The sequence below is a fragment of the Kitasatospora sp. NPDC004723 genome, from assembly GCF_040609255.1.
Classification (GTDB): Bacteria; Actinomycetota; Actinomycetes; order Streptomycetales; family Streptomycetaceae; genus Kitasatospora.
This window is the reverse complement of sequence record NZ_JBEXJT010000003.1, coordinates 17,363-38,353: the sequence shown is the minus strand read 5'-3', so window position 1 is coordinate 38,353 and position 20,991 is coordinate 17,363. Positions and strand designations below refer to the sequence as shown.

Here is a 20,991-nt window from a genome sequence, read left to right as displayed (position 1 = left end):
GCCGTGCCGGTCGAGCCGTTGAAGTCCCGTGAAGAGTGGTTGGCCTCGCTGCCGCGGATCTACGCGGCGGCGGGGTGCGTCCTGCGGGACGCCTCCGGGCGGATCCTGCTGGTCAAGGCGGGCTACCGGGAGCACTGGCAGTTCCCGGGCGGGACGATCGACCTGGGGGAGGGGCCCGCGGAGTGCGCGGCCCGGGAGCTGTTGGAGGAGACCGGCATCGTCCGGGAGGCCGGGGAGCTGCTGGCCATCTCCTGGACCCACCCGTCGGACGAACTCGACCACCCGGCCGAGCACTTCCTCTTCGACTTCGGCGCCGTCCCGGACGGTACCCCCGTGACCGTCCCGGCCGGCGAACTCGACGACCATCGCTGGGTCGAGGACGAGGAAGCGCTCGAACTACTGGGGCCGGCGCGGTCGTTGCGGCTGCGCGCGGCCCTGGCGGCGCAGTCGGACGGGCGGGTCCGGATCGTCACCACCCATGTGTCGGGCTTCTGAGCGACCGACGGCGTCCCGGAGCCGCGCCCGTCCCGCGCGGCCCCGGAACGGTCCGGTCAGGCCTGGCCCTCGTCGTCGTTCGCGTTCGACGCGATGAAGGCGGCGAGGAGTTCGCCGACGACGCGCTCGACCTCCGCCTTCTCGACGCCGAGGTCGTTCAGTACCCCGGCACCGTTCTCCAGCTCCAGCAGGGCGAGCAGGATGTGCTCGGTGCCCACGTAGTTGTGACCGAGCTTCAGCGCCTCCCGGAAGGTCAGCTCCAGTGCCTTCTTGCCCCGGGCGTCGTACGGGATGAGCGCCGGCACCTCGGCGTCCGGGGCCGGCAGCACGGCGGTGGCGGCCGTGCGCAGCGCCTGGGGGGTGACGCCCTGGGTGGCGAGCGCCCGCACGCCCAGGCCGTCGGGCTCGACGAGCAGGCCGAGCAGCAGGTGCTCGGCGCCGATCTCGGCGTTGCCGGCCTGGCGGGCCTCCTCCTGCGAGGCCATCACGACGTGCCGGGCCCGGTCGGTGAACCGGCCGAAGCCCTGGCTCGGGTCGAGGTCGTTGGGGGTGGCCGGGTCCTTGGGGACGAAGCGCTTCTGGGCGGCCTGCTTGCTGACGCCCATGCTGCGGCCGATGTCGGTCCAGGAGGCGCCGGAGCGGCGGGCCTGGTCGACGAAGTGGCCGATGAGGTGGTCGGCGAGCTCGCCGAGGTGGTCGGCGGCGATGACGGCGTCGGAGAGCTGGTCGAGCGCGTCGGGGTGGAGCTTCTTGATCGCGTCGATCAGATCGTCGAGGCGCAGCTGAGTGGTCTTGGGAACGATCGGATTCTCCATAGCGTCAACCTTAGGTTGTCGATCCGCCATCGTCAACCATCGGTTGACGCCGGAGTGGCCGGCCGGCCTCCCTACCGCTTCTCCCAGACGTAGGCCGCCGAGACCGGGCGGCTGCGGTACTTCTCCCACGTCGGCTTGAGCGCGATCCACCCCTCGTCCACCACCGCCTCCCGCATCTCGACCAGCGTCCAGCCCGCCGCCAGGCCGGCCGTGAGGTGGTCGGAGACCAGGTGGACGTGGGTGGTGATGGCGACGTCCGAGCCGTCCGCGCCGGTGAAGTGGGTCGGCATGCCGGCCGCCATGATGAAGTACGGGTGCAGCCCGACCAGGACGCAGCGCCCACCCGGGCGGGCCAGTCGGAAGGCCTCGCGGTAGTACGGGCCGAGGTCGGCCAGGTGCTCGTCGATCAGTGAGGAGATCACCAGGTCGTAGCCGCCGGAGGGGAGTCCGGTGGCGGCGACCTCCCCCTCGGTGAGGGTGTCGTGGGCGCCGCGCTCCTCGGCGCGGGCCAGCATCTCGGGCGTGAGGTCCACACCGTCCAGTAGCAGGCCCTCGGCGGCCCGGCCGCGCAGCCAGGCGCCGGTCCGGCCGGTGCCGCAGCCGAGGTCGGCGGCCCGGCGGACCTCCGGCCAGGCGGGCAGGGCGAGCCGGTCGAGGACGGCGAGGTCCATCGCGTCCTCGACGGTCTGCTCGTAGGTGTCGACCCAGCCGGCGTAGCCGGTCCGGACGTCCACGGTGGGGTAGTTGCGGGTGTCGAAGTCGGAGAAGTCCACCATGCCCGGCAGTATTGAGCGCTCACCGGGCCGACCGCGAACGATTATCGGAGCGTCAGCTTGAACCCGTCGTGGCTGCGGTCGAAGCCCAGCGACCCGTAGAACCGGTGAGCCCCGGTCCGCCGCTTGTTGCTGGTGAGCTGGACGAGCGTGCACCCGCGGGCCCGGGCCCGCTCGATCGCCCGGATCATCAACTCCCGCCCCAGCCCGGCCCCGCGCCGGTCCGCCCGCACCCGGACCCCCTCGAACAGCGCCCGCTCCGCCCCGCCGCGCCCGAGCCCCGGGATGTACGTCACCTGGAGGTAGCCGGCCACCGTGCCGTCCCCCTCGTCGAGCACCAGCATCTCGTTGCGCGGATCGGCGTCCACCTCGGCGAAGGCGCGGGCGTACGTCTCGTCGACCTCGACCGAGGCGGGATCGGTCACCCCCTCCTCGTCGGTGAGCAGGGCGATGACGGCGGGCAGGTCCCGGCGGGTGGCGGTACGGAAGATCACGACCGGAGTCTGCCAGAGCGCGGACCGGCCGCCGGGGCGGGAGGGCCGGACCGATCGGCCTCCCGCTCCGGGTGGCGGTCCGTCAGAAGGGCAGCAGGCGAGCGCGGACGGCGGCGAGGTCGGCGGGGGTGACGCCGGCGGACAGCAGGTAGGGGGTGGGCGCGAAGTCGGCGAGGGTGGCGGCGACGGCGGCCTCCGCGGTGGTGCCGGCCTCGGCGAGGACGGCGTCGATGCGGTGGTACTGGTCGGGGAGGCCGAGCATGCCGTAGAGGGGGCGGACGTTGGGGGCGCTCAGGAGGTAGTCGGCGACGATCTCGGCGGGGGTGACGTCCGCGAGGGCGAGCAGCAGGAGGGCGGCGAGGCCGGTGCGGTCGCGGCCGGCGCCGCAGTGCACGACCAGGCCGCCGGGGCGGGCGCCGGCGATGGTGGTGATCAGTTCGGCGGCGGCGTGCGGGCAGTGGTCGAGGTAGGGGCGCAGGGCCAGCGGGGTGCCGTCGAGGTGGCCGTAGCTCTTCCACCAGGCGGGGCCGGCGAGTTCGTCCAGCGGGACGCGGATCAGCTCGACACCCTCGGGCAGCGGCAGGAGCGGCTTGTACTCCGTGATGTCGCGCAGGTCGACGACGGTGCGCACGCCGTGGTCGAGGACGGCGTCCCAGCCCTCGGCGGTGAGCCGGTCCAGGTTGTCGGCGCGGACGATCGCGCCGCGGGTGGTGCGGGCGCCGGTGGTGGTGCGCAGTCCGCCCAGGTCGCGGACGTTGAGGCAGCCGTCCCAGACCAGGGTGCGGTCCTCGGTGGTGGTGGGTTGCGCATCGGCCCGGCTCATCGGTTCCCCGTTTCCTCGACGAGGGGGTCCCGTTACCCCCTCGTGATGTGTGGACTTCCGGTGGAGCCGGATGGTTCCTGGGATGGTCGGATGATCAGTGCGGGGTGGTGCGGGGTGGTGCGGTGGTGCTCAGGCGGCGGCCTCGGCGCGGACCAGCTTCGCCATCGGCTCGGCGGCGGCCCGGCCGAGCACCGAGCCGGCGGCCAGCCCGGCGACCAGCAGGACGGTCGACAGCCACGCCATGGTGGCCACCGGCAGCGTGAAGGCGCCGACCACCCGGGCCGCGCACTCGGCGAGCAGCGCGCCGCCCCAGACGGCGGAGAACAGCCGCTCGTGGCGGCGGAAGGCGCGCGAGCCCGTCGCGAGCCGGTCCCAGGCGGCGTCGCGGGCCGGGTCTCCCTTGGTGAGGAAGGGGCGCAGCGCGGCGGACATCAGCGGACGGGCGGTCGGCGCGGAGGCCAGGATCGCCAGCGCCATGAAGCCGCTGAGCACGGAGTCCTTGGCGAGCATCAGCCGGGCGTCGCCGCTGACGGCGGTGAGCGCCAGGCCGACCAGGTTGACGCCGAGCATCAGGGCGGCGAAGCGGTTGAGCGTGCGCTCCCCGACCAGGCCGAGCACGGTGCGGGCGATCGGGAAGGCGCTGCTCCAGGCGAGGGCGGCGAACTCGCTCAGACCGAGGCCGGAGTGGAGGAGGTAGAAGCCGGCGAGCGGGCCGGCGATGTCGACGGCGAGCGGGCGGAGGGCCTTGCCGAGGGGGTGGGGAGCGCTGCCGGTGGTGGCGGTGGCGGCGATCTGGCTCATGGTGGGTCCTCCCCGGACTGGCTGCTCGGTCGGCGGGCCGCTGCCCGCTCCGTCGTGCCTCCAGTCTTCCGAGCGGGGCCGCCCGCCCAGCAGTGCCGTGCGTTGCCGGATCCGCATGACAGTTGTCACGGCGCACACCGTGACGGTGCCGTTGAGCAGGGCGAACGCCGTGCGGTGTCAGGGGTGGCCGAAGTCCCAGAGCGGTCGGCCGAGGGTGTCCACGCAGCGCACCACGGCGAAGAGCCGGTCCCCGGCCGGCTCCTCCCCGGCCGACACGCCCTCGGCCGACTCCTCCTCGGCGGAGAGGAACCCGTGGGCGACGCCGCGCAGCACCGTGCGGGCGGGCGCGTCCGCCCGGGTCCAGGCGCCGGTGAGGACGAGCGCACCGTCGACCAGCTCGGCGCGCTGGATACGGGCCACCGGGACGGCCAGCAGCGCGGTGTTGACCTGTTCCAGCTCGGCGGCCGAGAGATAGGTCTCGCCGGTGGCGGCGCCGCGCTCCCGTTCGGCCCGGCGGCGCAGCTCGGGCAGCCCGTAGTGCCGGACGGCGGCCACCGAGTCGTCCAGGGTGACCCGCCAGCGCGGTCCGGGCAGCACCTCCCACCAGACGTCCTCGCCGACCGGCAGCAGTTCGCCGATCCGGGTGCGCCAGGACTCGATGCCGTAGACGGCGCGCGGGTCCGGGCGCGGGCCGGGGAGGGCGGCGGCGGTCCAGTCGGCGCGGTGGACCAGGCTCAGGTCGAAGGTGTAGCGCAGCCGGCCGTCGGTGCGCTGCTCGACCAGGCCGAGCAGCGCCCAGTGGGTCGGGTCGGGGAGGCTGAAGGTCCGCCGCCAGCCGGTGAGGCCCAGGCGGCGGAGGGCGGGCGCGAGGTGGTCGCGCAGGCCGCGCTCGAAGAGCTCGTGGGCGGCGGAGGTCATGGCGTTCCTGGGGGTGGGGGAGCGGCCGGCGATGCCCGGGGCGCGGGGAAGGGGGAGGGCGCGAGGGCGGCGGCGCAGCGGCCGGAATGGATCGTTCACCTACAACGTAGGTGGTGTGGCGGTTCTAATGCCGTAGACGAAGGCCAGATGCTCTCGGGACCTTCGACCTGAAGGTTTCTTGGGGGCTGACTTGCGGCCCGTGTCACGACGCCCGGGCGACCGGTGCGGCGGCGGGCGACGGTCGGGACCCGCCGGAACGGGCCGTTCGTCCGCATGGCGGATGATGTGGCGGGTGCAGAGTGCAGAACGCCCCGGTGCGGGCACCGACAGCCCCGTCGGCCGGTCCGGACCGGTCCCGACGTCAGGCCCGCCACCCGGTCCGCCCACGGGCGCGGCCACCACCCCCGTCGAGCTGACCGAGGCCGTCCGGGCCGCGCAGGGCGGGGACGAGGAGGCCTTCCGGCTGCTGTTCCGGAGTGTCCAGCCGGGTCTGCTCCGCTACCTGCGGGTGCTGGTCGGGGGCCGGCCCGAGGACGCCCAGGACGCCGAGGACATCGCCTCCGAGACCTGGCTGCAGATCGCCCGCGACCTCGGGTCGTTCACCGGCGACGGCGACGGCTTCCGCGGCTGGGCGGCGACCGTCGCCCGGCACCGGGCGCTGGACCACCTGCGGGCCCGCCGCCGCCGGCCGGTCACCGACCTGCCCTTCGAGTACCTGGCCGAACTGGCCGGCGGGGACGACACGGCGGGCGCGGCGCTCGCCGCCGTCGGCACCTCGGACGCGCTGGCGCTGATCTCCCGGCTGCCCCGGGACCAGGCCGAGGCGGTACTGCTGCGGGTGGTGATGGAACTGGACGCGGAGAGCGCCGCCCAGGTGCTCGGCAAGCGCTCCGGCACCGTCCGGATGGCCGCGCACCGGGGACTGAAGCGGCTCGCCAAGCTGCTGGAACAGTCCTTCCCCGCGGGCGCGGGGGCAGGCGCGGGCGGACCGGGGATCCCGGCGGCGCGGCCGGGCCGGGACGGGGATCCGACCGGCGGTCCGACCGGCGGTCCGACCGGGGGGCCGACCGGCGGCGGGGCCGCCCGGAAGGGGCTGGGGAGGACCGCGAAAAAAAATTCTCCACAGGGTGTGACAGAACGCCGGGCCGCGACGCTGAAGGACATGAGATGAGCACCAACCGATCCCGTCGGATCGACCGTGACACTGCCGAGCGACTGCTCGCCGGTGCCGTGGGCGGCCCGTCGGCCGGGCGGGACGCCTCGCTCACCGGCCCGGACGGCAACACCGGGCACACGGGGACCCTCCCGCCCGAGCACGGGCCGGAAGAACGGGTCGCCCGGGTGCTCGCCGCCGCCGCGGCGCCGGCGACGCGGGGCGAACTGGCCGGGGAGGAAGCGGCCCTGGCCGCGTTCCGGGAGGTCCGTCTCGCGCCTGTCCCCGCAGTACCCGCCGCACCCGCACCCGTCCGGAGACGTTCGATGGCAACCGCCGCGCTGACGAGGGCCTTCAGCACGAAGGCCGCCGTCGTCATGCTCGGCGCCACGGCGCTCGGCGGGGTCGCGGTCGCGGCCGGAACGGGCAACTTCCCCTCGGCCCTGGGCGGCGGACCGGACGAGCCGCGGCACGCGGTCGCTCCGGTGACGTCGGCCGCGACGACCGCGACGGCCACGGCGGGGGCGCGCTCCGCTGCGCCGTCGGCCGGGCCGTTCACGGCCGCTCCGACCGGTGGAACCTCCGGCGCCCCCTCGGACGGTTCCTCGTCCGGCCCCTCGGGCGGTCCGGCCACCGCCGCTCCGTCCGCCCAGGCGACCCGGCCGCCGACGCCGCAGCCGTCCGGTTCCACGCCGGGGGACGGACGCGGTCCGTCGAACCCGGCGGCCCACGCGGCGCTCTGCAAGGCGTTCTCCGACCGGGCGGGCAAGGGTGAGCGCCCGCACACACTGGTCACCGATCCGCAGTTCGGCGGGCTGGCCGCCGCGGCCGGCGGGGTGGACAAGGTGGAGGAGTACTGCGCCCGGCTGCTCTCCGGCGCGGGTGGCGGCGATCAGCAGGGCGGTCCCACACCGTCCCGGTCCGGCGCCGCGACCTCCGGGAACGGTGGGGGCGGCAACGGTCAGGGCTCGAACGGTCAGGGGAGCAACGGCCAGGGCTCCAACGGCCAGGGGAGCAACGGCCAGGGCTCCAACGGCCAAGGCTCCGGCAACAGTTCGGGTTCCGGCGCGAACGGCGGCGGCAACGGCAACGGGGGCCGGCCGTCGAAGGCCGCCACCGCACTGCCCGCACCACCCGCGGCGACCACGGCGGCCCCGCCGGGGCAGCCGAGGACCGACCGCACGGACCGGCCCGACATCACCTCGGACAACACGAGGTGACCCACGATCTCCGGATGGGCGGCGAGTGACTCCCCCCGGGCCCGTCGCTCATCCGGAACGCTCCACCCCGCACCGCCGCAGTGACCGCACCACCGCAGTAGCCGCACCACCGCAGTACCCCGCTCCACCCGAGGACTCCGGGTGGTCGGCCGGCCCCCCGTGCCGGCCGTCCACCCGGCCGGCCCCGGCCGGGACGGCAGGCGCACCCCGGAACGCGCCCGCCGGCCCGGCCGGACCGGAACCCGCCGGCCCGCCCGCCCGCAGTCAGGGCGGGCCGGCACCCGCTCGACCAGTCCGACCCGCACCGACCGTGACCGTCGTCCCGTACGACCCATGAGCCGGCGGTCGGGGATCCGCTGCCCGGTTCCCCGGCCGCCCACCCTCCCGGGCAGGCCGCCGCCGCCCGGGGCCGGTCGTCGCAGGGGGCTATCGTGCACAGGTGCACGAGGCGGTCCGGGACCCCGGGCGGGCCTCTGAGGGGAGCGGTTCCAGGTGATCGGACGCGCGCTGAACGGGCGCTACGAACTCGTCGAGATACTCGGTGTCGGCGGCATGGCCACGGTCTGGCGCGGAGTGGACCACGTGCTGGGCCGTCAGGTGGCCGTCAAGGTCCTCAACGGGGGCCTCGCCGACGACCCGCGGTTCGCCGAGCGGTTCGGCCGCGAGGCGCAGCACGCCGCGATGCTGGTCCACCCGAGGATCGTCATGGTCTTCGACTCCGGGGTCGACCAGGGCTCGCCGTACATCGTGATGGAGCTGGTGCACGGCCGCTCACTGGCCGCGCTGCTGGCCCAGCGGCCGGTCCTGCCGGTCGAGCAGGCGGTCGGGATCGCGGCCGCGGTCTGCGAGGGGCTGGCCCACGCGCACGCGGCGGGCCTGGTGCACCGGGACATCAAGCCCGGCAACATCATGATCACCGACGACGGCGGGGTGAAGGTCGTCGACTTCGGCATCGCCCGGGCGGGCTCCTCGCACAACCTCACCCAGACCGCCTCGGTGCTCGGCACGGCCGCCTACCTGTCGCCCGAGCAGGCCACCGCGAGTCCGCTGGACGGCCGCACCGACCTCTACGCGGTCGGCTGCGTGCTGACCGAAATGCTCACCGGCGCGCCGCCGTTCGCCGCCGAGACGCCGGTGGCGATCGCCTACAAGCACGTCGGCGAGCAGCCGCTGCCGCCCTCGGCCCGGCGTCCCGGCCTGCCGCCCGCGCTGGACGCGGCGGTGCTGCGGCTGCTCGCCAAGCACCCGGCCGGCCGTCCGGCGGACGCCCTCGCGGCGCGGGCCGAGCTGCTGGCCTGCGCCCCGGGGTCGGTGCCCGCCGACCCGACCACCGAACTGCTCGCCGCCGCCCCGCTGCCGCCCGCCCACCTCGCCGCTCCCGGGCCGGACCAGCAGCACACCACCCTGCTGCCGCCCCAGCCGGCGCCACCGGCCCCCACCTCGGTGATGGCGCCGATCCCGGCGGCCCCAGCGCCGATGGCGGAGCCCGAGCGGGAGAGCCGCCGCAAGCCGATCGTGCTCGGCGCCCTAGGCCTGGCCGGTGTCGCCGGCGCCGCGGTGCTCGCGCTCACCGCCTTCGACGACCCGGCCACCCCCGCCGCCGCGCCGTCCGCCCGTCCCACCTCGAGCGCCCCCGCCGCCCCGCCGTCCACTCCCGCCGCGACCCCGACCCCGACGCCCACCCCGACCGCCACCACCCCGTCGGCCCGGCCGACCCCGACGGCGCCCGCCACCACCCCGGCCCCGCACGACCCGGCGCCGCTGGTCCAGATCAACGCCCTGCGGCAGAGCATCGCGCAGACCCAGGTGGAGAAGGAGCGCGCCCGTCAGATCGACCTGCTGCGCACCCTCGACGAGGCCACCGCCCGTCTCAACGAGGGCCGGCCCGATGACGCCGCCGCCCGTTTGAAGGGCGCCCAGCGGACCGTCCGCGACCTCGCCAAGAAGCACGCCATCGACGGTCCGACGTACCAGAACTGGAACTCCGGCCTCTCCTCGCTCATCACCTCCCTCAACGCCGTCGCCGACCAGGAGGACTGACCCGCCATGAGCACGCACCACGAGGTCTTCGTCGAGCGCGCCGAAGGCGTCTCCCACGAGCAGCTGGTCGCGGACGTCGAGGCCGCCTGCGGCGTGTCCCTGCTCCCGAGCGGGAACGAGTGCGACGACCGGTACGCGGGGTTCGACCGCACGAAGGTCTGGCTGGCGTTCTCCCACGAGTTCGAGGAGGACAAGGGCATCCCCTTCGAGCGCTACGACTCCTACCTCGACGTGAAGGACGTCGACGGCGACCTGGTCCGCCAGGAGGCCGCGGCCCGCCGCTTCTACGACGCCCTCGCCGCCACCGGCCGCTACCGGCTCGCCCTGGTGCTCGACGTCCAGCGCCTGATCCTGGCGACGGACCTCCCGCGCGCCTGAGCCCCGGTCAGGCGCCGAGGAAGCGCTGGAGCTGCTGGAGGACGTAGTTGGCGCCGGTGTAGCCGATCCCCTGGAACCACAGCTGGTCGTCGACGGGGAAGGCGCGGTGCGCCCTGACGGCCTCCAGGGACTGCCAGGCGGGGCTCGCCAGGGTGGCGTTGAGGCCGTTGCGGTCCGGGTCGCCGTAGTCGGCGTAGAGGAGCAGGTCGCCGTCGGCCCTGGCGAGCTGGTCGGGCGGGAGCTCGATGTCGGACTGGTCGGTGTTCTGGGCGTCCGGGCGGCCGAGGCCGGCGTCGGTGAGCACGGATCCCGGGAAGTTCTGCTTGCCGAAGAGCCGGATCCCGCCGCCCTCGACGAAGCGGAGCAGGCTGACCTTCCGGCCGCCCGCCTTGGCGTCCGCCAGCGCGGTCACCACCTGGTTGACGTGCCGCTGGTACGAGGTCGCGAAGGCCGTCGCCGCGGCCTGGCGGCTCAGCGCCTGGGCGTGGGTCTGGACGTTGGCCTTCCAGGGCGCGCCGGTGGTCTGGGTGAGCACGGTCGGGGCGATCGCCCGCAGCTCGTCGTACCGGTCGCCGTCGCGGGCCTGGTTGGACAGGATGAGGTCGGGCCGCAGGGCGCGGACCGCGGCGAGGTCCGGGGAGCCGGCCGGGCCGACGTAGGCGGTCCGGGCGAGCCGGGAGGCGGGCCAGTAGTCGGGGAAGCCCCGGTCCGCCGCGGGCCGGGCCGCGCCGACCGGGGTGATGCCGAGGGTGAGCGCGGAGTCCAGTTCGGCGGTGTCCAGGGTGACCACCCGCATCGGCGCGCCGGGCACGGTGACCGGTCCGGTGGCGGTGGCCACGGTGACGTCCGGCAGCGGGGTGGGGGAGGGGGTCTCGCCGGCCGTGAGCCCGGGCGGCGAGGGCGCGGTGCGGTGCGTGGTGCAGCCGGTGAGCGCGGTGCCGCCGAGCCCGCCGAGCGCGGTCAGCAGGGTGCGGCGGGTGAGCGGGGACATCGGCACCTCGGACGACGGGGGCGGGCGGGCACGGCGCGTCGATTATGTCCGAATTGGTGCGTAATCGGTGCGTAAAACATCGCTACGCGTCCGCCCCGGCCCGTTACGCGTCCGCCTCGGCCCGTTGTGTCTGCGCCCCGGCCGTCCACGGCGCGCCCGGCACCACCAGCGGCGTCCCGGTCACCGAATCCGGCACCACCACCGACTCCAGCCCGAACACCTCGCGCACCAGCTCCGCCGTCACCACCTCGGCCGGCGGGCCCTGCGCGACGATCCGGCCCTCCCGCATCGCCACCAGGTGGTCCGCGTACCGGGCGGCCTGGTTGAGGTCGTGCAGCACCGCGACGATCGTCCGCCCGCGCTCCACGTTCAGCCGGCGCACCAGGTCCAGCACCTCCACCTGGTGCGCGATGTCCAGGAAGGTGGTCGGCTCGTCGAGCAGCAGGATGTCGGTGCCCTGGGCGAGCGCCATGGCGATCCACACCCGCTGCCGCTGCCCGCCGGACAGCTCGTCCACCCCGCGCTCGGCCAGCTCGGCCGTCGAGGTGCGCTCCAGCGCCTCCGCGACCGCCTCCTCGTCCTGCGCCGACCACTGCTGCCACCAGCTCTGGTGCGGCTGGCGGCCGCGCGCCACCAGGTCGGCCACCGCGATGCCCTCGGGGGCGCTCGGCGACTGCGGCAGCAGCCCGATCCGCCGGGCGATCTGCTTGGTGGGGACGCGCGCCAGTTCCTCGCCGTCCAGCAGCACCGCGCCGCGAACCGGCTTCAGCAGCCGGCCCAGCGCACGCAGCAGGGTGGACTTGCCGCAGGCGTTCGGCCCGACGATCACCGTGACCTTCCCGTCCGGGATCCGCAGCGAGAGCTTCTCGGCGACGGTCCGCGCCTCGTAGGCGAGGGTCAGCTCCCGGGCTTCCAGGCGGTGGGCGGACGCCCGCCCGGCGGCCCCGGCGGACTCGGTGTCGACGGCATCGACGGACTCGGCGTCGGCGGGCATCGGGACCTCCACGACTCAGGAACCTCCACGGCGGGAGCGGATCAGCAGCCACATCAGGTACGGCGCGCCGACCAGCCCGGTCACCACGCCGACCGGCAGCTCGGTGGGCGCCAGCAGCCGACGGGCCAGCAGGTCGGCCAGCACGACCACCAATGCCCCGGTGAGCGCCGAGCAGAACAGCGGGATCTGCGCCGAGCGGGCCAGCCGCACGGCGATCTGCGGGGCCATCAGCGCGACGAAGTCCACCGGCCCGGCCGCCCCGGCCGCGCAGGAGGCGAGCACCACGCCGAGCAGTGCCATGCCCAGCCGGATCCGGTTCAGCCGCAGCCCGAGGCCGACGGCGGTGGCGTCGTCGAAGGAGATCGAGCGCTGCGCCCGCGCCGCCCACAGCGCCACCGGGACGGCGGCCAGCAGCACCCAGGCGAGCCAGCCGGCCTGGTCGTAGCCGGAGCCGTTCAGGCTGCCGGTCATCCACACCTTGGCGGCCTGCGCCTGGAAGCCGTCGCCCTTGGTGAGGAACACCGAGGTCAGCGAGGAGAGCGCGACGGAGATGCCGATGCCGATCAGGACGAAGCGCTGGGCGTGCAGTCCGCGCCGCCAGGCCAGCAGGTAGACCAGCACGCCCGCCGCGAGCCCTCCCGCGACGGCGGCGTACGGCACCTGGCCGGTGGAGCCGACCACGCCGTACGCCAGCAGGCCGACCACGGTGGCGGTGGCGCCCCAGGAGACGCCGACCACGTCCGGGCTGGCCAGCGGATTGCGGGCGACGGTCTGGATCAGCGCGCCGGCCAGCCCGAGCGCGGTGCCCACCAGCAGACCGACCACCACCCGGGGCAGCCGGAACTCGCCCACCACCAGCTCGTGCGGGCTCGGCTGCCCGAACACCACCTTCAGCACCTCGCCGGGCGCCACCGTGGACTCGCCCAGGCAGAGCGAGGCGACGACGGTGGCGGCCAGCGCCACCAGCAGGCCGAGCGCCGCGTACGCCGAGCGCCGGTGCAGCAGGAAGGAGGCGCCCCGGGCGCGCACCACGGTGTAGCCGCGCAGCGGAACCGTCGGGGCCGTCACGCCGCCACCACCTTCCGCCGCCGGACCAGCCCGACCAGCACCGGCACGCCGACCAGCGCGGTCATCACCCCGGCAGGCACCTCGGAGGGCGGGAACAGCACCCGGCCGAGCGTGTCGGCGAGCAGCAGCAGCGCCGGGCCGAGCACGGCGGAGAGCGTGAGCACCCAGCGGTGGTCGGCGCCGGCCACCGCGCGGGCGGCGTGCGGCACGGCCAGGCCGACGAAGGCGACCGGCCCGGCCGCGGCGACCGCCGAGCCGGTCAGCACGGTGGCGCCGAGCGCGCCGACGGCCCGCAGCAGCCCGGTCTTCGCGCCGAGCCCCTTGGCGGTGTCGTCGCCGAGCGCCAGCGCGTCCAGTCCGCGCGCCACCGCGAACACCAGCACCGTGCCGACGGCCAGGAACGGCAGCAGCTGCCAGGCGACGTCCGCGGTGCGGCCGGAGAGCGAGCCGACGTGCCAGAACCGGAACTGGTCCATCGCGGCCGCGTCGGTGGTGAGCACCAGGGTGTTGAGCGAGGCGATGAACGCGGACACCGCCGAGCCGGCCAGCGCCAGCTTGACCGGCGTCGCCCCGCCCCGGCCGCGGCCGGCCAGCCCGTACACCACCACGGTGGCGATCACCGCGCCGGCGAAGCCGAACCAGACGTACCCGGTGAGCGTGGAGATCCCGAACGCGGAGATCGCCAGCACCACGCCGGCCGCCGCGCCCTGGCTGACGCCGAGGATGCCGGGGTCGGCGATCGGGTTGCGGGTGATGCCCTGCATGACGGTGCCGGCCAGGCCGAGCGCCGCGCCGACCGCGAGGCCGACGATGGTGCGCGGCACCCGCAGCTCGCGGATCACGACGGCGTTGGTGGTGTCCCCGCCGTGCAGCAGGGCGTCGACGGTGTCGCCGAACGGGATGTTCCGGCTGCCGACCGCCAGGCTCAGCAGCACCGCGGCGGCCAGCACGGCCAGCGCGGCGGCGAGCCACAGGATGCGGCGGCGCAGCAGGCGGGCTCTGCCGGGCGCGGTGGTGTCGGTCATGGCTCTCTCTCGCAGATAGCTGAGGCAAACCTAAGTTCCCCGTCGAAGCCGGGGCAAATCGTTCCTTCGGTCCGGCCCGGCCGTTGGATAGCCTGGCGGTATGCCTGTGACCTCGGACGCCCCGCTCACCGTCGGCTTCGACCTCGACATGACGCTGCTGGACACCCGGCCCGGCATCCGCGCCACCTACCTGGCGCTGTCGGCCGAGACCGGGACCGCCATCGACGCCGACCTGGCGGTCACCCGGCTCGGGCCGCCGCTCCTCCACGAGCTGCGCAACTGGTTCCCGGAGGAGCGGCTGGAGGAGGTCGCGGACCGCTACCGCACGCTGTACCGGGACCACGCGTTCGCGCCGACGGTCGCGCTGCCCGGCGCGCACGCCGCCCTGGACGCGGTCCGCGCGCACGGCGGCCGGGTCACGGTGGTCACCGGCAAGTACGAGCCGAACGCCCGGCTCCACCTGGAGCACGCGGGCCTGCGGGCGGACGCGGTGGCCGGCGACCGCTGGGCGGAGACCAAGGGCGAGGCGCTGCGCGAGCACGGTGCCACCGTCTACGTCGGCGACCACCTCGGCGACATCCGGGGCGCCCGGCACGCGGACGCCCTCGCGGTCGCGGTGGCCACCGGCCCGTACGGCGTCGAGGAGCTGCGGGCGGCGGGCGCGGACGCGGTGCTGCCCGACCTCACCGCCTTCCCGGCCTGGCTGGCCGGGCACCTGGCCGCGGCCAGGCCCTGACTAGGCGTTCGCGCGGGCCCGGCGGCGCTGGGAGCGCGCGGAGAGCAGCAGGCCGGTGAGGGCGAGCAGGAAGCCCAACGGCATCAGCATGCTCAGCCAGTACGCGGCCGTGGGCAGCGGCGTCAGGTGCAGGAACAGCGGGACGAAGGTGACGAGCGTGGCGAGCGCGCCGAGCCCGAAGACGATCGTCCCGGCCTTGACGCAGGCCTCGCCGCGGTCGGTGCTCTGGCTGCTCACGGGGTCTGCTCCTCTGTGGCCGGGACGGCGGGTTCGGCTGCCGTCCCAGTCTCGCAGAGGCCGCCGGCGGCCGTTCCCGCGCGGCCGCCACGAGGGCGGGCGGTCCCGTCACGTTGCGCAGTTTTCCGGGCGCTGGGAGTTTTGATCCCTGCTGGGCGGGGGTATGCAGGCTGTGCCGAGGGGCGCGATCAGTGCGCCCCGTTCTCTCCGACCGGGGGTGCGAGCCTGTGGACAGCGCCGAGCCGCGCCCCGGCCGTGCCGGTTCCGGGCCGCCCGTGGCCGCCGGAGTTCCGGACGGATCTTGTGCGGAACGCGGATGAGACAGTGACGGACCGTTAGTCTGCTCCTTACAGCGTGCTGACCGTGCGCGCCCCCGCGGCGTGTCCCCCCGGGCCGGCCCGCTCTTCCACCACCCAGTGATCCCCGGCCAGGGCCGGGATCCCTCACACCCACATCGAGGACTGTTCGAGATGCCCACCGGCCAGGTCAAGTGGTTCAACGAGACGAAGGGCTTCGGCTTCCTGTCGCGCGACGACGGCGGCGACGTCTTCGTCCACACCAAGGCGCTGCCCGCCGGGATCACGTCGCTGAAGCCGGGCCAGCGGGTCGAGTTCGGCGTGGTCGCGGGGCACCGCGGCGACCAGGCGATGCAGGTCCAGCTGCTGGACGCGCTGCCGTCGGTGGCCGCCGCCCAGCGTAAGAGCCCGGACGACATGGCGGCGCTCGTCCAGGACCTCATCACGATGATGGACGCCGTACTGCCGGGCCTGCAGCACGGCCGCTACCCGGCCAAGCCGGCCGGACAGAAGCTCGCCGTGCTGCTGCGCGGGGTGGCCGACCAGTTCGACGTGTAGGGGCCTTCGCGGCGGGGCTCAGAAGTCCAGCGCACCCGGGCCGAGCGGCGGTACCAGTCCCTCCGCGGCGGCCCGGGTGAGCAGCGCGCGCACGGCCGCGTGCCCCTCCTCGCCGAGGTCCGCGGTGAACTCGTTGACGTACAGCGCGATGTGCCGGGCCGCGACGTCCGGGTCCATCTCCTGGGCGTGCTCCAGCACGTACCCGCGGCTGGCCTCCGGGTCGTCCCAGGCCTGCCGGACGGAGCCGCGGATCGCCTCGGTGAGCGCCCGCAGCCGCTCCGCGCCCAGCGAGCGCCGGGCGATGATCGCGCCCAGCGGGATCGGCAGACCGGTCTCCCGCTCCCAGGCCTCGCCCATGTCGGCGAGGCAGCGCAGGCCGTACTCCTGGTAGGTGAAGCGGGCCTCGTGGATGACCAGGCCGGCGTCCACCCGGCCGTCCCGGACGGCGGGCATGATCTCGTGGAACGGCAGCACCACGACCTCGCCCAGGCCGCCGGGCACCGCCCGGGCCGCCCAGAGCCGGAACAGCAGGTAGGCGGTGGACCGCTCGGAGGGGACGGCCACCGTCCTGCCGCTCAGGTCGTCGCCGCTCTCCGGGCCGGTCAGCACCAGCGGGCCGCAGCCGCGTCCGAGCGCGCCGCCGCAGGGCAGCAGGGTGTACTCGTCCAGCACCCAGGGCAGGGCGGCGTAGCTGACCTTGAGGACGTCCAGCTCGCCGCGCTCGGCCAGGCCGTTGGTGACGTCGATGTCGGCGAAGGTGACCTCGGGGGCCTCCGCGCCCGGGACCAGACCGTGCGACCAGGCGTGGAAGACGAAGGTGTCGTTCGGGCAGGGCGAGTACGCGATGCTCAGCCGTTCAGCCACGGCCGGCCTCCTTCACTAGCGCGGGGTGGGGCAGGACGGCGAACGCGCGCTCCAGCGCGGCCAGCGCCTCGCCGATCCGCCAGGCGGACCGGTCGCGCGGGCCCACCGCGTTGGAGACGGTCCGCAGCTCGAACGACGGTACGCCGTGCCGGGCGGCGGCCTCGGCGACGCCGAAGCCCTCCATCGCCTCGGCCACCGCGTCCGGGTGGCGGGCGGTCAGGGCGGCGGCGCGCGCCGCGCTGCCGGTCACCGTCGAGACGGTCAGCACCGTCCCGGCGACCGCGCCCGAGGCCTCGGCGGCCAGGGTCTCGACGGCCAGCGCCACGGCGGCCGGCGGCGGGGTGTGCCGGACGGTCCCGAAGCCCAGCTCGGTCACGTCGGCGAAGCCCTCGGGGGTCTCGGCGCCCAGGTCGGCGGCGACGATGCCGGTGGCGACCACGGTCGTGCCGATCGGCGCCCGGGGGGCGAAACCGCCGGCGATCCCGGCCGAGAGGACCAGGTCGTAGCGGGCGGCGGTGAGCGCGGTGGCGGCGGCGGCCGCGGCGGCGCCCGGGCCGACCCCGCCGGCCAGCACGTCCACCGTCACGCCCGAGGAGTGCGCGACCCGGTCCAGCACCCCGCCCGGCAGCGCCACCCGCTCCGCAGGGGCCCCGGCGGCGGCGCCCAGGCCGCGCAGCACGGCGTCGGCCTCGGCCGGCACCGCGACGACGACGAGCAGCCGGGCCCGCGCGGGGTCCGACTGCTCGTCGGGAAGTCGTGCCGTCACCGGACGACCGTCAGCTGTCCTGGGTGTTCAGCTGGAAGTACCACACGGCGTAGATCGACTCGGGCGTCTTCGGGTCGGTCTCGACCACGGTGATCAGGGTCTTGCCGGAGGCGTTCAGCGCCTTGCCGGCCGGGACGGCGCCCGAGAAGGTGGCGTTGCGCGCCGCCGAGGCCAGGATGAACCGGCCGCCCTGGCCCTGCTGGCCGCCGTTGGTGTTGGCCCACCAGCCGCGGTCCGCCACGTCCGGGCTGACGCCGATGCCGATCCGGTCGCTGACGACCACGTCGGACGAGGGGATGGTGCCGGCTTCCAGGGCCTTGCCGGCCCTGTCCTGGCACTCCTCCTGCTGCTGGTCGGTCAGCGGCTGGCCGCCGTTGAAGCAGAACGGGTCGTGCGCCTGCGACGAGTTGCCCACCAGCAGGGTGGCGCGGTGGTCGCTGATCTCGTGCTGGTTCGACGCGTACGCGATGGACCCGCCGACCGTGCCGGCGGCGATGACGACGACGGCGCCGAGGCCGGCGACTGCGCGGGTGCTGAGGCTCATGCGTCAGAGGCTACCGGGCTTTCGCGATCACGCTACGCGGGGGTCGGCAACGTGTTGCCTCCGGAGCGCAGGACTCAGGCCACCCGGGGCGCGGCCGGGCGGGTGCGCAGCCCGACCCGCAGGAGCGAGCGCAGCGTCCAGAGCAGCACCGCGCCGACCACCGCGGCGGCCACCGACAGGCCCAGCGTGCCGTTCAGGGGCAGCAGGATGCCGACCGCGCCGCCCGCCACCCAGGACAGCTGGAGCGCCGTCTCCGAGCGGGCGAAGGCGGAGGTCCGGACCGACTCGGGGACGTCCCGCTGGATCAGCGCGTCCAGCGACAGCTTGCCGAGCGAGGCCGCCAGCCCGGCCGTCCCGGCGACCGCCACCACCGTCACCGTGCCGTACCAGAGCGCGGCGGCGGCCGTGGCGCAGCAGGCCAGCAGCAGCATCGCGGTGACCGTCAGCTCCGGGCCGCGGGGCCGCAGCCAGGAGCCGAGCACCGAGCCGAGCGCGTTGCCCGTGCCGGCGGCCAGTGCCACCAGGCCGAGCGCGAGGGTCGGCCGCAGGCCGCCGACCGGCTCGTCGCGGAGCAGGAACGCCAGGAACAGCACCAGGAAGCCGACCAGCCAGCGCATCGCCGCCATCGCGCGCAGCGCCAGGATCACCGAAGGGCCGACGGTGCGCAGCGAGGCCTTGGGCCGCTGCGCGGCGGGCGCCGTCCCGTCCTCGTCGCCGGGCGGCACGCCGTGGTGGCCCGTCGGGTGCTCCTCGGCGTGCAGCACGGCGCGCTGCTCGCCCTTGGCGGAGTCCACCGCGTGCGGCAGGTGGAAGGCCATCAGGGTGCCCGCCACGAAGACCAGGAAGGCACCGCGCAGCGGCCAGCCGGGACCGATGAGGTGCAGCAGTCCGCCGACGCCGGCCGCGACCATGGTGGCCAGCAGCCCGGCCAGGGTGACCCGGGAGTTCGCCTTCACCAGGGAGAGCCGGCTGGGCAGCAGCCGGGGCACCACCACGCTGCGCACCACCCCGTACGCCTTGGAGGCGACCAGCACGCCGAGCGCCTCCGGGTAGAGCGCCAGCCCGCCGCCGGCCACCACGCCGGCCATCGTCCAGGCGAGCACCGCGCGGGCCAGCATCGACGTCGCCACCGCGGCCCGGCGGCCGTGCGGCAGACGGTCCAGCAGCGGGCCGATCACCGGGGCGAGCAGGGCGAACGGCGCCATGGTGACCAGCAGGTAGAGCGCCACCCGGCCGCGGGCCTCGCCGGTGGGCACCGAGAAGAAGATGGTCGAGGCGAGCGCCACGGTGATCAGCATGTCGCCGAAGGCGTTCAGCGCGTGCAGTTCGATGAGCTTGGCCAGGCCCGACTCGCCGGCGCCCTCGGCGGCGGTGGCCCGGCGGATCCGGCGGCCGGTGCCGTGCACCACCTTGCCGGTGCGGGAGCCGGCCGCGGAGGCGGTGCGGACCAGGAAGTGCCGGGGCGGCTCGTTCTCCTCCCCGGCGTCCTCCTCGGCGTCCTCCTCGACGAGCGGTGCGGCCGAGCCGAGCGGCACGGCCGGTTCGGCCGGTTCGGATGGTTCGGAGGGCTCGGCGGCGGGCAGTGACGAGGGGTCCACCGACCGCGGTTCGTTCGCGGAGTGGACCGGAGGCTGCTGTCGCGGCAGCGCGTTCGCCTCGTCCGGACCGTCGGTCTGCGAGGCGCGCACTGCGTGCTGCGACGGGTTCTCGTCCGCCACAAGCCCATCCTGCCCCACATTCGGGACGACAACGCGGGATTCCGCTCCGCGCCGCGCTGCCGACGGCCCGCGTTCCCGTTCCGGACGTCCCGGAGCCACTCCGGACGCCCCGGACTGTGCCGGGCGGCCGACCGGCGGGTAGCCTGCCCAAGGTCTGCCCGAGGGCCCGACCGGCGCCGGCGGACCAGACGAGCGGCGCGGCCGGTATCCGCGGCGGCCCGCGGTCGCGCAGAATGGACGAGGGAAACCGAGCCGCGACGGAACAGGCAACTCGCCGTGGGCGACAGAAGAACTGGGAGAGAATCGACGCCGTGAGTGCTGCGATGCGAAGCCGTACCCCTGATCGGCTCTGTGCCGAGGCCGTCGAACTCGCCCGCCAGGCCGCCGAGGACGCCGTCGGCGCCGAGACCGTCGGGGCCCACCTGGGTGTCCAGGCCGAGGCCGACCGGGTCGTGACCCACACCTTCGAGTGCCTGGACGCGGCCTACCGGGGCTGGCACTGGGCCGTGACGGTGGCCCGCGCCCCGCGCGCCAAGAACGTGACGCTGGACGAGGTCGTGCTGCTGCCCGGCGCCGACGCGATCCTCGCCCCGCAGTGGGTGCCGTGGAGCGAGCGGCTGCGCCCGGGCGACATGGGCCCCGGGGACCTGCTCCCCACCGACGCCGACGACCTGCGCCTGGAGCCGGGCTGGACCGGCGAGGACGAGCCCGCGCCGAACTCCGCGGTGGCCCAGGCCGCGCAGGAGGACGTGCTGGTCTCCGACCTGGACGTCCAGCCGGCGCCGGGTCGCGCCCAGATCAGCGCCGTCGCCGACGAGCTGGGCATGGGCCGCAGCCGGGTGCTCTCCCGGCTGGGCATGCACCTGGCCGCCGACCGCTGGGAGAAGGCGCACGGCCCGCAGACGCCGATGGCGCAGTCCGCCCCGGCCTCCTGCGTCAGCTGCGGCTTCCTGATCCCGATCGGCGGCACGCTCGGCCAGGCCTTCGGCGTCTGCGGCAACGAGTTCGGCCCGGCCGACGGCCAGATCGTCTCCTTCGCCTACGGCTGCGGCGGGCACTCCGAGGCTGCCGTCATCCCGGCCCCGCCGGCGCCCGCCGAGCTGATCCTGGACGAGCTGGTGGTCGAGCCGCTGCCGCTGCACCCGGACCGGCTCTCCGGCTCGGTCGAGCCGGACGCGCCCACCGAGGAGCTCGGCCACTCCTGAGCACCGTCGCCCTCCGGCGGCCCGCCCCACCCGTGGGGCGGGCCGCCGCCGTTTCCGCCCCCGTGCGGGCGGGCCGCGG

General features: G+C 75.3%; 23 protein-coding genes. 8 read left to right on the top strand and 15 right to left on the bottom strand.

Annotated elements, in window-relative coordinates; translation table 11 throughout:
* The first annotated feature begins 3 nt into the window (after positions 1-3).
* Complete coding sequence (locus ABZW10_RS04930) at positions 4-495, top strand: NUDIX hydrolase (protein ID WP_355360032.1); 492 nt, start codon at positions 4-6, stop codon at positions 493-495.
* Positions 496-551: 56 nt separating this feature from the next.
* On the opposite strand, the gene ABZW10_RS04925 is transcribed toward ABZW10_RS04930, so the two are convergent.
* The 6 genes from ABZW10_RS04925 to ABZW10_RS04900 form a co-directional block, all read right to left on the bottom strand.
* Complete coding sequence (locus tag ABZW10_RS04925; RefSeq protein ID WP_355360029.1) at positions 552-1,310, bottom strand: Clp protease N-terminal domain-containing protein; 759 nt, start codon at positions 1,308-1,310, stop codon at positions 552-554.
* A 71-nt stretch (positions 1,311-1,381) separates the two neighbouring features.
* Positions 1,382-2,086 carry a class I SAM-dependent methyltransferase gene (locus ABZW10_RS04920; protein ID WP_355360026.1) on the bottom strand — a complete coding sequence of 235 codons (705 nt, stop codon included), beginning with the start codon at positions 2,084-2,086 and terminating at the stop codon, positions 1,382-1,384.
* A 41-nt stretch (positions 2,087-2,127) separates the two neighbouring features.
* Entirely contained in the window at positions 2,128-2,577 is a 450-nt protein-coding gene (locus ABZW10_RS04915) for a GNAT family N-acetyltransferase (RefSeq protein ID WP_355360023.1), read from the bottom strand.
* Positions 2,578-2,659: 82 nt separating this feature from the next.
* The gene (locus ABZW10_RS04910) at positions 2,660-3,400 is read right to left on the bottom strand and encodes a tyrosine-protein phosphatase (protein ID WP_355360020.1); all 741 of its coding nucleotides are present in this window, start codon (positions 3,398-3,400) and stop codon (positions 2,660-2,662) included.
* A gap of 129 nt (positions 3,401-3,529) precedes the next feature.
* Positions 3,530-4,201, bottom strand: coding sequence for a VC0807 family protein (locus tag ABZW10_RS04905; RefSeq protein WP_355360017.1), 672 nt, complete (start codon positions 4,199-4,201; stop codon positions 3,530-3,532).
* A gap of 177 nt (positions 4,202-4,378) precedes the next feature.
* The gene (locus ABZW10_RS04900) at positions 4,379-5,119 is read right to left on the bottom strand and encodes a hypothetical protein (protein ID WP_355360014.1); all 741 of its coding nucleotides are present in this window, start codon (positions 5,117-5,119) and stop codon (positions 4,379-4,381) included.
* A gap of 283 nt (positions 5,120-5,402) precedes the next feature.
* Here ABZW10_RS04900 and ABZW10_RS04895 point away from each other — a divergent pair, with 283 nt between their 5' ends.
* From ABZW10_RS04895 to ABZW10_RS04880, 4 genes are all read left to right on the top strand, one after another.
* Entirely contained in the window at positions 5,403-6,290 is an 888-nt protein-coding gene (locus ABZW10_RS04895; RefSeq protein ID WP_355360897.1) for an RNA polymerase sigma factor, read from the top strand.
* The gene (locus ABZW10_RS04890; RefSeq protein WP_355360011.1) at positions 6,287-7,492 is read left to right on the top strand and encodes a hypothetical protein; all 1,206 of its coding nucleotides are present in this window, start codon (positions 6,287-6,289) and stop codon (positions 7,490-7,492) included. The genes ABZW10_RS04895 and ABZW10_RS04890 overlap by 4 nt, the downstream gene beginning before the upstream one ends.
* A 492-nt stretch (positions 7,493-7,984) precedes the next feature.
* Positions 7,985-9,532: a protein kinase gene (locus ABZW10_RS04885; protein WP_355360008.1), complete on the top strand. Its 1,548-nt coding sequence runs from the start codon at positions 7,985-7,987 to the stop codon at positions 9,530-9,532.
* A 6-nt stretch (positions 9,533-9,538) separates the two neighbouring features.
* Positions 9,539-9,910: a hypothetical protein gene (locus ABZW10_RS04880; protein WP_355360005.1), complete on the top strand. Its 372-nt coding sequence runs from the start codon at positions 9,539-9,541 to the stop codon at positions 9,908-9,910.
* 7 nt (positions 9,911-9,917) lie between these two features.
* On the opposite strand, the gene ABZW10_RS04875 is transcribed toward ABZW10_RS04880, so the two are convergent.
* The 4 genes from ABZW10_RS04875 to ABZW10_RS04860 form a co-directional block, all read right to left on the bottom strand.
* Positions 9,918-10,901: an iron-siderophore ABC transporter substrate-binding protein gene (locus tag ABZW10_RS04875; protein WP_355360002.1), complete on the bottom strand. Its 984-nt coding sequence runs from the start codon at positions 10,899-10,901 to the stop codon at positions 9,918-9,920.
* A gap of 103 nt (positions 10,902-11,004) precedes the next feature.
* Positions 11,005-11,895, bottom strand: a complete 891-nt coding sequence (locus ABZW10_RS04870; protein ID WP_355359999.1) for an ABC transporter ATP-binding protein — start codon at positions 11,893-11,895, stop codon at positions 11,005-11,007.
* A 15-nt stretch (positions 11,896-11,910) separates the two neighbouring features.
* Positions 11,911-12,963, bottom strand: a complete 1,053-nt coding sequence (locus ABZW10_RS04865; RefSeq protein WP_355359996.1) for an iron ABC transporter permease — start codon at positions 12,961-12,963, stop codon at positions 11,911-11,913.
* Positions 12,960-13,988 (bottom strand): iron ABC transporter permease, encoded by a 1,029-nt coding sequence (locus ABZW10_RS04860; protein WP_355359993.1) that lies wholly within the window; start codon positions 13,986-13,988, stop codon positions 12,960-12,962. The genes ABZW10_RS04865 and ABZW10_RS04860 overlap by 4 nt, the downstream gene beginning before the upstream one ends.
* A gap of 100 nt (positions 13,989-14,088) precedes the next feature.
* Between ABZW10_RS04860 and ABZW10_RS04855 the strand changes: the two genes are divergently transcribed.
* Positions 14,089-14,724: an HAD family hydrolase gene (locus tag ABZW10_RS04855; protein WP_355359990.1), complete on the top strand. Its 636-nt coding sequence runs from the start codon at positions 14,089-14,091 to the stop codon at positions 14,722-14,724.
* On the opposite strand, the gene ABZW10_RS04850 is transcribed toward ABZW10_RS04855, so the two are convergent.
* The gene (locus tag ABZW10_RS04850; protein ID WP_355359987.1) at positions 14,725-14,961 is read right to left on the bottom strand and encodes a hypothetical protein; all 237 of its coding nucleotides are present in this window, start codon (positions 14,959-14,961) and stop codon (positions 14,725-14,727) included.
* Between the two features lie 470 nt (positions 14,962-15,431).
* Between ABZW10_RS04850 and ABZW10_RS04845 the strand changes: the two genes are divergently transcribed.
* Positions 15,432-15,815, top strand: coding sequence for a cold-shock protein (locus tag ABZW10_RS04845; protein ID WP_350541364.1), 384 nt, complete (start codon positions 15,432-15,434; stop codon positions 15,813-15,815).
* An 18-nt stretch (positions 15,816-15,833) separates the two neighbouring features.
* Here the strand turns inward: ABZW10_RS04845 and ABZW10_RS04840 are convergent, their stop codons facing one another.
* The 4 genes from ABZW10_RS04840 to ABZW10_RS04825 all read right to left on the bottom strand — a co-directional run bounded on the left by ABZW10_RS04840 (position 15,834) and on the right by ABZW10_RS04825 (position 19,398).
* On the bottom strand, positions 15,834-16,679 hold the full coding sequence (locus ABZW10_RS04840; protein ID WP_355359984.1) for a 1,4-dihydroxy-6-naphthoate synthase: 846 nt from the start codon (positions 16,677-16,679) through the stop codon (positions 15,834-15,836).
* On the bottom strand, positions 16,672-17,445 hold the full coding sequence (locus ABZW10_RS04835) for a futalosine hydrolase (protein WP_355359981.1): 774 nt from the start codon (positions 17,443-17,445) through the stop codon (positions 16,672-16,674). The genes ABZW10_RS04840 and ABZW10_RS04835 overlap by 8 nt, the downstream gene beginning before the upstream one ends.
* Positions 17,446-17,455: 10 nt before the next feature.
* Entirely contained in the window at positions 17,456-17,989 is a 534-nt protein-coding gene (locus ABZW10_RS04830) for a hypothetical protein (RefSeq protein ID WP_355359978.1), read from the bottom strand.
* Between the two features lie 74 nt (positions 17,990-18,063).
* Positions 18,064-19,398, bottom strand: a complete 1,335-nt coding sequence (locus ABZW10_RS04825; protein ID WP_355360894.1) for an MFS transporter — start codon at positions 19,396-19,398, stop codon at positions 18,064-18,066.
* Between the two features lie 632 nt (positions 19,399-20,030).
* Between ABZW10_RS04825 and ABZW10_RS04820 the strand changes: the two genes are divergently transcribed.
* Positions 20,031-20,912 carry a DUF3027 domain-containing protein gene (locus ABZW10_RS04820; protein WP_355360892.1) on the top strand — a complete coding sequence of 294 codons (882 nt, stop codon included), beginning with the start codon at positions 20,031-20,033 and terminating at the stop codon, positions 20,910-20,912.
* Positions 20,913-20,991 lie beyond the last annotated feature (79 nt).